8 protein-coding genes, 1 tRNA gene and 1 pseudogene are annotated in these 13,076 nt (G+C 50.2%); 3 read left to right on the top strand and 7 right to left on the bottom strand.

Annotated elements, in window-relative coordinates; all coding sequences use genetic code 11:
• Positions 1 to 410, bottom strand: a pseudogene (locus H6F50_RS05855) (hypothetical protein); the annotation flags it as partial.
• A gap of 788 nt (positions 411 to 1,198) precedes the next feature.
• On the opposite strand from H6F50_RS05855, the gene H6F50_RS05850 reads away from it, so the two are divergent.
• Complete coding sequence (locus tag H6F50_RS05850) at positions 1,199 to 5,851, top strand: glutamate synthase-related protein (protein WP_190427365.1); 4,653 nt, start codon at positions 1,199 to 1,201, stop codon at positions 5,849 to 5,851.
• Between the two features lie 237 nt (positions 5,852 to 6,088).
• Here H6F50_RS05850 and H6F50_RS05845 read toward each other — a convergent pair whose 3' ends face one another.
• The 4 genes from H6F50_RS05845 to H6F50_RS05830 form a co-directional block, all read right to left on the bottom strand.
• On the bottom strand, positions 6,089 to 7,066 hold the full coding sequence (locus H6F50_RS05845) for a polysaccharide deacetylase family protein (RefSeq protein WP_339380555.1): 978 nt from the start codon (positions 7,064 to 7,066) through the stop codon (positions 6,089 to 6,091).
• Positions 7,067 to 7,423: 357 nt separating this feature from the next.
• On the bottom strand, positions 7,424 to 9,010 hold the full coding sequence (locus H6F50_RS05840) for a bifunctional pantoate--beta-alanine ligase/(d)CMP kinase (protein ID WP_190415714.1): 1,587 nt from the start codon (positions 9,008 to 9,010) through the stop codon (positions 7,424 to 7,426).
• Positions 9,011 to 9,187: 177 nt separating this feature from the next.
• Entirely contained in the window at positions 9,188 to 10,363 is a 1,176-nt protein-coding gene (locus H6F50_RS05835) for a septal ring lytic transglycosylase RlpA family protein (RefSeq protein WP_242028916.1), read from the bottom strand.
• A 305-nt stretch (positions 10,364 to 10,668) separates the two neighbouring features.
• Positions 10,669 to 10,827, bottom strand: a complete 159-nt coding sequence (locus tag H6F50_RS05830) for a hypothetical protein (protein WP_190415379.1) — start codon at positions 10,825 to 10,827, stop codon at positions 10,669 to 10,671.
• Here H6F50_RS05830 and purM point away from each other — a divergent pair.
• On the top strand, positions 10,826 to 11,878 hold the full coding sequence (gene purM, locus H6F50_RS05825) for a phosphoribosylformylglycinamidine cyclo-ligase (RefSeq protein WP_190427361.1): 1,053 nt from the start codon (positions 10,826 to 10,828) through the stop codon (positions 11,876 to 11,878). The genes H6F50_RS05830 and purM overlap by 2 nt on opposite strands.
• Positions 11,879 to 11,880: 2 nt before the next feature.
• Here the strand turns inward: purM and H6F50_RS05820 are convergent.
• Together H6F50_RS05820 and H6F50_RS27505 are read right to left on the bottom strand one after the other, a co-directional pair.
• Positions 11,881 to 11,952, bottom strand: a tRNA-Cys gene (locus H6F50_RS05820).
• A gap of 218 nt (positions 11,953 to 12,170) precedes the next feature.
• The gene (locus H6F50_RS27505; protein WP_277877673.1) at positions 12,171 to 12,302 is read right to left on the bottom strand and encodes a hypothetical protein; all 132 of its coding nucleotides are present in this window, start codon (positions 12,300 to 12,302) and stop codon (positions 12,171 to 12,173) included.
• Positions 12,303 to 12,312: 10 nt separating this feature from the next.
• Between H6F50_RS27505 and cpdA the strand changes: the two genes are divergently transcribed.
• Positions 12,313 to 13,076, top strand: a 764-nt coding sequence (cpdA, locus tag H6F50_RS05815) for a 3',5'-cyclic-AMP phosphodiesterase (protein WP_190427359.1), incomplete at its 3' end; no start/stop codon positions are given.

The raw sequence follows: 13,076 nt of genomic DNA, 5'->3' as shown, positions 1-13,076 counted from the left end.
CCCAACCGAGAAATCTGAGGCGATGCTGAAGGCACCAACGCCTGTGTGGTTAGGGGCAATTCCGGTGCCGGTAATTTTTGAAGCTTCCCAGTGGGAGCTGCAACAGGCAACGCTTGACTGGGCAACTTGTTGGGCCTGCTGAGAGCGGCATAAAACTGTAATCCTTTGGGGGGGAGCTTGTGGGGGGCTACAGGTATCTGCTTGGCAGTCGGTGGTGCTATCTGGCTCTTTTCTTCGCTCTCCCGTGTCTTTAACACTGGCTCTTTAGTGCTTCCGACCGGGGAAGAAGTCGCCATGTAAACTGAGAGGGCAACAATGGACGGGAGCGAGAAAGCGATTAGGCGACCGGGGGCAATTATGCCCGCTACACCATCGAACGTCTCACTCTGTGACGTCGTTCTCCTGATCATTCGACAACATCAATAAAAATAGGGCGGCTCTTCTGTAGGGGCGTATTTGCCATACACCTGGATAGCGCTGGATGCGTGTCTACAGAGTCACGACTTCTAAAATAACTCAGCGCGTCAGCAGCACAACTATCAAAAAACAATGACTTTATCTTCTCAAGCCTGCTTTTTTAGCTTCATAATAAAAAGCATAACCGCAGGGTTCGGCAAGACGCTTTATTCAACAACTCAATAGGGCGAAGCATTCGCTCTCAAAGTAGCGGCTAAAAACATAGCCCAGTCTAGACTGGGGGTTGACGATAGCCCCTACAATTTGTTTGTCCTGGCTCTATGTCTTGGGGTCGCTTACCAGTCCCTTGACCAGCGTCGGGGATTTATATTAGGCGTCATTAAAAAATGATAAGATGTCTAATCCGTCACTCTTGCAGGCTGCTGGGATAGGAATCGGGTTAGAACGAGGTTCTTAACAGCACCTTGCGGGAAGCGATCGCTCTGACAACCAGTTTTGTCACCCTTGGCTCTAGCACAAAAAAAGCAGAAAAAATAGTAATGTCATTCAGTTGCAGCCTTCATGGTCAAATGGCATCTATATCTAGATAAGTCAGGCTTTGGAGGCATCACCTAGTCTCGGCGAGAGAAGACTGAAATGAGTGTTTAAATACATTGACGACGAGTTTTGTCATCGTTTGACAATTTTTAATCCTGTTGTTTAGTAAAGTCTTGCCACAGGGTTAACAACCTGAGAACGGGAAATTTGTATCAGTAAGTAAAGGAAAAACGTGGATCAGCTCATGGAGAACAGGAGTGTGAATGATAATCATCAATTACAGGGAACGCTAAAGGGGGCAGAAACCTCTCCTGGCCCGCGATGGTTGGTAGAGGAGCGCGATGCCTGCGGCGTCGGGTTCATCGCCAATCCGCAGGGAACGCCAGAGCATGAATTAGTCGAGAAGTCTTTATCTGCCCTGGCTTGTCTGGAACACCGGGGTGGTTGTAGTGCTGACCAGGATTCTGGGGATGGAGCTGGTTTAATGACCGCCATTCCGTGGGAACTGTTGGGTGAATGGTTGGCAACTCAAAGCATAGAAATGCCCCCGACTCAGCAGACAGGGGTGGCAATGGTATTTTTACCCCAAGATACCGAAGCTGCCACCAGAGCCAAGGACATTGTTCGGAAAACTCTCGAACAGGAAGAATTAACTGTCTTGGGATGGCGAGAGGTGCCGGTACAGCCCCAGGTGCTTGGGATACAGGCAAAAGAGAACCAGCCACGAATCGAGCAGCTGATCTGTACCTCGACCCATTTACAGGGCGATGAACTGGAACGAAAGTTGTATTTGGCTCGCTGCCGTATCGGCAAGGCACTCAAAGCCAATAGCGACCTCGATTTAGAATGGTCGGAAGATTTTTACGTCTGTTCGTTCTCTAGCCGCACCATCGTTTATAAGGGCATGGTGCGCTCCGCCGTGCTGGGAGAATTTTATACAGATTTAAAAAATCCAGTTTATAAGAGCGCCTTTGCGGTCTATCACCGACGCTTCAGCACCAACACGCTGCCCAAATGGCCTCTAGCCCAGCCAATGCGGCTTTTGGGGCATAACGGCGAAATTAATACGCTGTTGGGAAATATTAACTGGATGATGGCACGAGAGGCAGAGCTGAAGCATCCGCTTTGGGGAGAACGCATCAACGACCTCAAGCCACTCGTTCATCTCGATAATAGCGACTCGGCAACTCTTGATAACGTACTAGAGTTACTGGTACGCACGGGTCGGAGTCCTCTGGAAGCCTTGACGATTATGGTGCCAGAGGCGTACCAAAATCAGCCGGAATTGTTGGAGCGTCCAGAAATTGTTAATTTTTACGAATATTACAACGGGCTTCAGGAACCTTGGGATGGCCCAGCACTGCTAGTATTCAGCGACGGGAAAAAAGTAGGGGCGACCCTCGACCGCAACGGTCTGCGACCGGCTCGATACAGCATCACGCGGGATGGCTACGTCGTCGTCGCTTCCGAAGCCGGTGTAGTCGATTTGCCCGAAGCAGAGATTCTGGAAAAAGGTCGCTTGGGGCCAGGTCAAATGATCGCCGTTGACCTGGAAACCCACGAAGTTCAAAAAAATTGGGAGATTAAGGAACGGATTGCGGCTACCCATCCTTATGGAGATTGGCTAGCGTCTCACCGACAAAATCTAGCAGCGGAGCCTTTTGCACCAGAACCAAAGCTGGATAATCAAACCTTGCTGCGCCAGCAAATTGCCTTTGGCTACACCACCGAAGATGTGGAAATGATCATTGAGGAAATGGCGTCTTCTGGAAAAGAACCGACATTTTGCATGGGAGATGACATTCCCCTCGCAGTGCTGTCAGAAAAGCCGCATTTGCTTTATGACTATTTCAAGCAGCGCTTCGCCCAGGTGACAAATCCGCCAATTGACCCCCTGCGCGAAGGTATGGTGATGTCGCTATCGGTTTCTCTGGGTAAGCGGGGAAATCTCTTGGAAGTGAAACCAGAGTATGCCCGGTTGCTGAAGTTAGAGTCTCCGGTTCTGAATGAAGCACAACTAGAGCAAATCTGCGCTTCTTCTTTCGAGACAGAGCAGTTCTCAACGCTGTTTGAAATTGAGAAAGGGCCAGAAGGGCTAGAGGCAGCGGTTAGAAGCTTATGCGAAGCAGCGGCTCAAGCCGTCCGTGCTGGGAAAGAAATAATCATTCTAAGCGATCGCATAGCGAATGGTATTAGTGCCGAATCCAGCTATATTCCACCGCTCCTAGCTGTAGGGGCAGTACACCATCACTTGATCCAGCAGGGTCTGCGGACGAGGGCATCCCTAATTGTCGATACCGCTCAGTGTTGGAGTACGCACCACTTTGGGTGTCTAATTGGCTACGGTGCTTCTGCGGTTTGTCCTTATCTGTCTCTGGAAACCGTGCGTCATTGGTGGAGCGACAGCAAGACGCAAAATATGATGCAGCGGGGCAGAATCAAGAGTATTAGCTTAGAGCAGGCTCAAAAAAATTACTGCAAAGCGGTAGAAGCTGGATTGTTGAAAATTCTCTCAAAAATGGGGATTTCTCTACTGTCTAGCTATCAAGGGGCACAAATTTTTGAGGCAATTGGTATTGGAGGAGATTTGCTGAAGCTCGGCTTCGCGGGGACGGCGTCGCGCCTCGGTGGCTTGAGCGTAGCAGAACTTGCCCAAGAAGTGATGTCCTTCCATTCGGCGGCGTTCCCAGAAGTGCCGCGCAAAAAGCTGGAAAACTGTGGCTTTGTGCAGTACCGTCCGGGGGGCGAGTACCACATGAACAGCCCGGAAGTTGCCAAGTCGCTGCATCAGGCGGTGAAGAATCCGCAGTACGACCACTACGAAGTTTATCAAAAGCACTTGCAAGGGCGACCTGTAACGGCGCTCAGAGATTTGCTGGATCTAGAAAGCGATCGCGCCCCCATTCCACTGGCAGAAGTAGAGCCAGTCGAGGAAATTTTCAAGCGTTTCGCTACAGGTGGGATGTCTCTAGGGGCATTGTCGCGGGAAGCGCACGAAACCCTCGCGATCGCCATGAACCGCATCGGCGGTAAATCCAACTCTGGTGAAGGCGGCGAAGACCCAGTTCGTTACAAAGTCCTCGATGATGTCGATGAAATGGGTCATTCCCAGGTATTGCCACATCTGAAAGGGTTAAGGAATGGGGATACGGCTTCTTCTTCGATTAAGCAGGTTGCTAGCGGTCGCTTTGGCGTCACCCCTGAGTACCTGATGAGCGCCAAGCAAATTGAAATCAAAATCGCTCAAGGTGCCAAGCCGGGAGAAGGCGGTCAGCTACCGGGGACAAAAGTTAGCCCTTACATCGCCATGCTGCGCCGTTCCAAGCCTGGGGTGACGTTGATTTCGCCGCCGCCGCACCACGATATCTATTCCATTGAAGATTTGGCGCAGTTAATTTTTGACTTGCACCAAATTAACCCGAAAGCGGGAGTATCGGTGAAGCTGGTAGCAGAAGTTGGCATCGGTACCATCGCGGCTGGGGTCGCCAAAGCAAATGCCGATATTATCCAGATATCCGGTCACGATGGGGGTACGGGCGCTTCTCCGCTGTCGTCGATTAAACACGCCGGAAGCCCTTGGGAACTGGGGTTAACCGAAGTGCATCGTGTCCTCATGGAAAACAGCTTGCGCGATCGCGTGATTCTGCGAGTAGATGGTGGCTTCAAGAGCGGCTGGGATGTCGTTATTGCCGCTTTAATGGGCGGAGAAGAATACGGTTTCGGCTCGATTGCTATGATTGCCGAAGGCTGCATTATGGCGCGGATTTGTCATACCAATAACTGCCCTGTAGGCGTAGCGTCTCAGCAAGAAAACTTGCGGAAGCGCTTCCCCGGAATGCCAGAACACGTCGTCAACTTCTTCTACTTTGCGGCAGAAGAAGTGCGGAGTCTCTTGGCACGGTTGGGATATCGGTCGCTCAACGACATCATTGGTCGAGCCGACCTCTTGAAGGTGCGCCCAACGAAACTTACCAAGACACAGGCGCTGAATCTAGATTGCCTGACCCGTCTTCCCGATACCCGCGAAGACCGTTCCTGGTTGGTTCACGAGGCAGTTCATAGCAATGGCTCGGTTTTGGACGATCAACTGCTCAACGACCCGGAAGTTAAGGATGCGATCGCAAATCAGTCGAGCGTGACCAAAGCTGTAACCGTGGTAAATACAGACCGGACAGTTGGGGCAAGGATTGCCGGAGCGATCGCATCTCAATATGGAAACACCGGCTGGAGTGGCAGTCTTACCCTCAACTTCCAAGGCAGTGTGGGTCAAAGTTTTGGTGCCTTCAACCTCCCTGGCATCACTCTCAACCTGGAAGGTGAAGCAAATGACTACGTAGGCAAGGGGATGCATGGTGGCGAAATTGTCATCAAGCCGCCCCAGTCAGCTACCTACGATCCAGCCCAAAACGTGATTGTCGGCAACACCTGTCTCTACGGTGCCACGGGCGGCATCATGCTTGCCAATGGTCAAGCTGGTGAGCGCTTTGCCGTTCGCAATTCCAAGGGCATGGCGGTGATCGAAGGTGCAGGCGACCACTGTTGCGAATACATGACTGGCGGCGCGATTGTCGTCTTGGGCAGAGTCGGACGCAATGTGGGCGCGGGGATGACCGGGGGTTTAGCTTACTTCCTAGATGAGGATGGCAGCTTTACATCGAAGGTAAACCCAGAAATTGTCAAGCTGCAACGAGTCAGGACACCTGCCGGTGAGCAACAACTCAAAGAGCTGATTGAGCTGCACGCCGAACGTACAGGTAGCCAGAAAGCGAAAGATATTTTAGCCAACTGGGCTGAGTCTCTAGCCAAATTCTGGCAAGTTGTGCCTCCTTCCGAGGCTGATTCTCCAGAAGCCAATCCTGAAGCAACACCAGAAAAGGTGCTTAGCTCGGTGCAGTAAGCACTAAAAAGTGAAGGGGAACCATCGGGTTCCCCTTACCAGCATCATAGAGAAGAAATTTTCTCTATAAATTCTATAAATGCCGCTACATCGTACAGGTCAGCAGTAATGAAAGTGATGATTGATGAGTGAAAATAAATTTCTTTAATTCAAGACTCACCACTCAAAACTTAAAACTTTTTCCCAATCACCAGCCACCTCTGTATCGTGCCTGAAAAGAGGAAATATTCTCTTCCCTTATTCAGGTTTTGGAACAGCCGATTGAACTTTTGGAGGAACTCGTTTAGCAGCGGCTGCCAACTTAACTTCTTTGTCTTGCATCTCCATCAGTTCTGGCACAGTAACAAACCTGTAGCCACGCTTTTTGTATTCGGTGATTAGTTGGGGTAAAGCCCGCACCGTATGGTCTCGATTGCCTCCGCCGTCGTGCATCAGGACAATTCCGCCTGGTGTGATTCCAGTTAGCGCGTGCTTGATGAATAATGGCACCGAAGGACGGCTATAATCTCTTGAATCAGAAGACCACATCACAACCGCGTAGTTCTTCTTATGGGCGTAGGCGGCTAATCCGTTTTTAAGATGACCACCGGGTGGACGAAATAGAGTTGTCTTGATGCCTGTAGTTTGATAAATCATGTCGGATGTACGGTCAATTTCACTGGAAGCTCCAGTTTCATTGAAGCGATGGTAAAGGTGGCTCCAAGTGTGATTGCCGATCGCGTGACCATCCAGGGAAACTTGACGCGCCAAATGGGGAAAATTTTTCACGTTCTTCCCCACCATAAAGAACGTTGCCTTGATGTTATTTTTCTTGAGGATTTCCAGCACTTCCAACGTGCTTTTAGGCCAAGGTCCGTCATCAAATGTCAGGGCAATGACTTTCTCTTTGCTGCTGAGGGTTACTTCCTGAAAGGTTTTGCCCTGAAATTGCGTAGGTACAGAAACCATCAGGCGTCTGTCTTGTGCCTCCTGTTCCAATCGAGAGAATACCTTTACAAATGCCTCATCTCGCTGTGCCTTTAAAGCTTGGATATCAATGCCACTTTTTTCGGGGGTGTGATGCCCCATTTTTTCAGTAGGGGATAGAAGAATTTCTGGATCGCTACCTTGTGGGTTTACTGGCAACATGAGACCAGCAATAAAACTACTAGCAGCCGCAGCCAGAGCAATTAATGTTGTTTTTTCCCGCCAGAGAAATCTGTCATACTTTGCCACGTTAAGTCCCCTCCACTCCTCCTTTCATCCGGGCGGCAATTCATCTGCCGCCACTTCCAGACACCATGCTTCTCAAAAATTTTTTCACAACTAGCGGCGCAACTTGCGCGAGCAAGACTGCTAGCTAGAGGACGTGCGTCTACTGTCCTTTGTTCGTCTCTAGAATCCCTGTCTAGAGCGCTAAAAGCTAGAAACTATATCATTTATCGTTAAATTGCTTATTTTTTGTACAGGGCAGTGAAGTCTGCCCTGTTGCAGGCTACAGCAGAATACTCACCAACCAGAAGTTAATCCGGGTTAAAGTTAGTTTTTACTGACCTTGTATTTTTGTTAAACCGTACATTCAGAAAGCAGCCGCTAGACAGGCACAGACAGCCTTTGATGATAAAGGCTGACAATTTGTGCAGTGACTTCGGCTATGCTCAGACCGTCGGTTTGGATCTCGATGGCATCGGCTGCCTTTCGCAGGGGTGCCAAGGCGCGGGTACTATCGCGGGTATCGCGTTCTTGAATGTCCCGCTCTAACTGCTCTAAACTGACTTCTGGCTGAGCTTGGTTTTTCAGGTCTTGCTGACGGCGTTGCGCCCGTGCTTGAGCGGAGGCGGTTAAGAAGATTTTGAGTTCCGCATCCGGGAAAACGTGGGTGCCGATGTCGCGTCCTTCGGCGACGACGCCTCCTTTTACTCCCCAGCGCTGCTGTTGTTTTACGAGCTCTCGGCGGACGTAGGGTTGAGCAGCGATCGCTGATACTTGAGCTGTGACTTCTCGCGAGCGAATTGCCTGGGTGACTTCCCGATCGTGAATCCAAACCCGCACTGGCGTCTGGAGGTCGTCACTGGTGCTTAGCTGAATCTGAGAACCACTCGCTAATTCGGCGATCGCGGGTTCATCTTTGACGCTGGTTCCTGATTCCAGAACCAGCCAAGTCAGGGCGCGGTACATCGCCCCGGTGTCTAAATAAAGTAGTCCTAAAGACTGCGCAACCGTGCGGGCTACGGTCGATTTTCCTGCTCCGGCAGGGCCATCAATCGCCAGAATCGGCTGGCGATCGCGCAAAGTTACATTATCAATCAAACGGGTTGTTCCTAGCCGCGCCGCGATGCTTAACAGTCCCGCCTCGTCAACTTTTTCCAATCGCATGAGAGTTGTTGGGTGAACCAGTTCAATATACTCGATCTGTACCTCTGGGACGAGTGCAAATTCCTTTTGAGCTGCCTCAATGAGAACAATGCGATCGCGATCTCCCGATTTAAATTTCTTCTGCGCTTGCTGTAAGCCGCGATACAAGACAGACGCCTGTTCTTTCTGTTCAGCACTTAGATACTGATTGCGGGACGAGAGTGCCAGTCCCGACGCCTCCCTGACGATGGGACACCCGATAATCTCTACCGGCAAATTGAGATCCGCCACCAGACGCCGGATAATCGCCAGTTGCTGGGCATCTTTCTCGCCAAAATAAGCATGAGTCGGTTGTACCAGGTTCAATAGCTTCGCCACCACTGTCGCCACTCCCTGAAAGTGTCCGGGACGAGAGCGACCGCACAACAATGAGGTCATGCTCTCCGGTGGAACTACCTGAGTTAAGTCATTTGGAATGGGTAATTGGGAATCGGGAACAGGCGCAAGCGTCCTTTCCACATTCCTCATTCCGTACATTTCTTCAGGAGCGGGGGCAAAAATCGCATCTACCCCCGCTTGTTCGCACAATTGCCAATCCTGCTCTAGCCGACGAGGATATTGTTGAAAATCCTCTGTCGGGCCAAACTGTAACGGATTTACGAAGATGCTGACGATGACCCGATCGTTGTCGCGTCGAGCGTGTTGGATTAAGCTAAGATGCCCTGCGTGCAATGCTCCCATTGTCGGTACAAAACCGATTTTCAAGGGATGCCGGTATAAATCCAAGTAGCAGTGCAATCCAGCAGTTGTCGTAAACAGGCGCACCAAACCCCCCTTTTTTGGTTGTTAGTGGTTAGTAATTGGTTTTCGAGCAACTAACTACTAACCACTAACACTACTCTCTGCCCAGTAGTCTATCTCCAGAAGAGAGGATTGGGCGTTTTAGGTGAACAGGAGGTTCAATGTCAAGAGTCTGGGCTTAACACCTTTGTGGCTAAAAGTTTAGTTGTCATCAACTGCTACCTTCTGCGGTTTGCCCAGAATTTCTACACGCACGGGTGCCACACCACTGCTGATCATGCCTAGAACTCTAGCAGCCCCGGCTGACACGTCAATGATCCGACCCCGGATAAAAGGCCCGCGATCGTTGATTCGCACGACGACAGAACGCCCGTTGTTTGTGTTAGTCACGCGCACTTGGGTTCCGAAAGGTAAGGTACGGTGAGCCGCGGTCATTGCATTCTCATTGAATCTTTCACCGCTGGCACTTTGAGTGCCATTGCCCGCGTAACCATACCAGGATGCCATGCCCTTAAGCTCGGAGATGACTGGTCTGTAGGCAATGGCGTTCGATGGTTGTTGCACGACGCGCGATCGCTCGTTCGCGACTCTGGAAGCGCTAGGGCGCTTGGCAATCTGGCGCGGCTTGGGCTTAGATGTGGGTACACCTGCAATTGCCCGTAGCGGCGGCGCGTTCCCCATCAGGCGTCTCAGCCGATTGGTTGCTTGTAAGGCATCGGTGGCAACGTTACGAGTGGTGTCGGGCAATCTTGTTTTCCCGTTTACCTCCACCAGTTCCTCGCCATTCACTTTAATGCTGTAGTTGCTCTTGTCACCATTCCAAACGACCGCGATCGCTTTCGCATCCACTTGATCTCGGCTCAACTGATTCAGCTTCGCAGCAACAGCAGTGGCTCGCCAAACCGGATTGTCTTGAGAAGTGTTGGCATCCGCTTGACGCGACCCGTCTGAAGTTCTCTGGGCTTCCCCTACTTTCGTGCTTTCTGCGGGAGCTTGACGGGAGCCGAGAAAGGTTAAGACTGGAATACTGCGGACATAGAGTGTTGCTGCCTGATACCCGTTTAACTCATGGGGAAGAATTTTAGCAACAACCGCCCGATCCATTGCACTTGGACAAGGTTTTACTAAGCACCGGAGTGCGGATTGAGACTGGTATTCTCCCAATTTGACACCGTTGGTCGGCTGAAGGTTTGACGGTGTTGAGAGTAAGGGCGAAGAGACTGCTTGCCGAAGGTCGTTTTTAGTTACTCTCGATTTGCTTGTCTGTTGCGCCTGAGAAACACGGGATTCGGAAGCTTGGTTAACCCCCTTGATTGACTCCGCATAACTAGATGTAGTCGTACCCAGAAGGGCAGTCGTTAAAAGGGTTGCAAACATTCCGAAACAAAATCTTTGGTTCATAGAGTCCTTGTGAAAAGTACTGGGAGGTCGAGCTTAGAGCCAAATGCTAGTGGTAGCGCCAGACGGCTCATTTGCCTAATCGATAACTCGTACTCGTTCTGTGTTCACCCTGGTCTGTGGAACTGCAACAGATTACCATGAAGTTTTTGAAAAGGGGATCGGGGATTTCCGCTAGGAAGCAACAACTTTATGAAACCTTCACACAGTAATTTCCGAAAAAATGCGGTTATGATGTTGAAGTCAATATGGTTTGAGACAAAAATCAGGTTTCCGGAACTTTATCAGAACTTCACAAACGAGGAAGCCAGTTTGTGAATAATTGGTGAAGCAATCGGGGCATAGTGCTGCCCAACGGTACAAAATTGCGATCGCTGTCCTATCTGTCGCGTTAGCCAAGTAAAATACGTCTCTTGATCGCTGCTGAACAGGTTTGAATTCATGGATTATCGAGACGCTGGTGTAGATGTTGAGGCGGGGCGGAGTTTTGTAGAGAAAATCCGCAGTTTGGTGCAAAGTACGCACCGCTCAGAAGTATTGGGTGGTTTAGGCGGCTTTAGTGGTTGGTTTCAGTTGCCAACTGGATACAAAGAGCCGGTTTTGGTTTCAGGGACGGATGGCGTAGGCACCAAGCTAAAACTCGCCCATCAGCTCAACTTCCACCACACCGTGGGAATTGACCTTGTAGCAATGTGCGTCAACGATGTGTTGACGTGTGGCGCAGAACCGTTATTTTTTCTAGATTATTTAGCGACAGGGCAACTAAACCCAGAGCAGCTGACTCAGGTGGTTGATGGCATCGCTGCGGGATGTCGTGAGTCGGGGTGTGCCCTACTGGGAGGAGAAACCGCAGAAATGCCGGGTTTTTACCAACTGGGCGAGTATGACTTGGCGGGTTTTTGTGTGGGGATTGTAGAAAAGAGCCAGATACTGGATGGTTCTCTGGTGAAAGAGGGAGATGTCGCGATCGCGCTTGCGAGCCAAGGTATCCACAGCAATGGCTTTAGTCTAGTGCGGAAGATTGTTGAACGTAGCGGCGTTGACTTGCACGCCTCCCCAACCGATGTTAGGGGGGAAGGCTTTGCGCCCTTAGACGGTAAGAATTTTGGGGAAGTTTTATTAACTCCCACCCGGATTTACGTCAAACCCGTTTTAGCAGCACGGAAGGCTGGGCTTGACATTCATGGCATGGCTCACATTACGGGTGGCGGCTTGCCAGAAAACTTACCTCGCTGTATTGGTGCCGATTTATCTATCCAGATCGATCTTCAATCGTGGAAAATTCCGCCTATTTTTAATTGGCTTGCTGACGCTGGTGAAGTCAAACCCGCCGATATGTTTAATACTTTCAATATGGGCATCGGTTTTGTAGTCCTCGTGCCCCCAAACCAAGCCGACCAAACCATCAGCTGGTTTGAATCGCAGAATATCCCCGCCTATGCCATCGGCACAGCGATCGCTGGTAGCGGGGGTCTGATTGGAATCCCAGATTAAAAAGGCGGCACCCGGATTTGAACCGGGGGATAAAGGTTTTGCAGACCTCTGCCTTACCACTTGGCTATGCCGCCGCGATTGCAGATTCTTAGTATACCAAAATTTTTTCCGGACGCATTGACTCTGTACGAATTGGAAGACTAGTCGCTATATTCAAAGCTGATGCAGGTTATCTGATGTGATGACGATCACAGGAACGGGGTTCCTAGATCGCAAGTCTTTGATGATCTGAAACGCTAATCTAATACGAATCTCCAAATGTAAGTGGATTTACGGAATGGTTGACGTTCGCCTACTGCTGGGGAAGTTCGTCAGCTTTGGTTATCTCTAAGCGGAGAATCGCCTTGGTTTGACCAAAAACAGCCATCTGGGTGTACTGACTTGCTAAGTATTTTTTTGAGCAGCGACCAGAATACCTTTTCATTACAGAAACTATGACTCAAGCCAACCCGCTTCTGATTGCTCAAATTACAGACATTCACTTGTTCGCAGATACCAAAAAGGAATTGCTAGGGCTTCCTACTGCCAAGTCTTTTGATGTAGTTTTAGAGCAATTGCACCGAATGTGCCCTCAGCCGGATTTGCTATTGCTAACAGGAGATTTGTCCCAAGATGGTAAGCCGCAATCTTACACGCGGTTGGCAGAACTGCTGAGTCCTCTGGGAATTCCTACTTACTGGCTACCGGGCAACCATGACCAACCATTGGTTATGCAAGAGGTATTAAATGAGGCTCCGATTTGTCCGGAGAAGTCGTTTGAAGCGGGAGGGTGGCAGTTTTTATTGCTCAATTCTCACGTACCAGGTTGCGTCTATGGCAAACTATCTTCAGAAAGCTTAGTTTGGCTAGACCAGCAGCTACAGCGTGCAGATAAACGTCCTACCCTAATTGCTTTACACCATCCCCCTTTTGTTGTCGATTCCGATTGGCTGGATGGCAGTTCATTACAAAATTCAGAGGAACTATTTGCCGTCATCGATCGCCATTCTCAGGTGCGGTTGGTTGTTTTTGGTCATATTCATCAAGAATTTTATCGGCGGCGCGGTGAGGTTCATTACTTGGGTAGTCCCTCTACGTCAATTCAGTTTGAACCGCATAGCCACCAGTTTTCCTTAGATGAGGAAGCGCCAGGATTTCGTTTATTTAATCTGTATCCAGATGGCAGGATTGAAACTAGGGTGGAACGGGTTGCTTACGC

Origin of the sequence: Coleofasciculus sp. FACHB-712 (assembly GCF_014695635.1) — a bacterium.
Classification (GTDB): domain Bacteria; phylum Cyanobacteriota; class Cyanobacteriia; order Cyanobacteriales; family FACHB-T130; genus FACHB-T130.
Note: the sequence above shows the minus strand (reverse complement) of the source record. Positions and strands in the feature narration are given on the sequence as shown.

Bases quoted from the DNA above. Each gene is read 5' to 3' on its own strand.
- H6F50_RS27505 (WP_277877673.1), bottom strand. From the start codon at position 12,302: ATGAAAAGGTATTCTGGTCGCTGCTCAAAAAAATACTTAGCAAGTCAG.
- H6F50_RS05850 (WP_190427365.1), top strand. From the start codon at position 1,199: ATGGAGAACAGGAGTGTGAATGATAATCATCAATTACAGGGAACGCTA.
- purM (WP_190427361.1), top strand. From the start codon at position 10,826: ATGGATTATCGAGACGCTGGTGTAGATGTTGAGGCGGGGCGGAGTTTT.
- H6F50_RS05830 (WP_190415379.1), bottom strand. From the start codon at position 10,827: ATGAATTCAAACCTGTTCAGCAGCGATCAAGAGACGTATTTTACTTGG.
- H6F50_RS05835 (WP_242028916.1), bottom strand. From the start codon at position 10,363: ATGTTTGCAACCCTTTTAACGACTGCCCTTCTGGGTACGACTACATCT.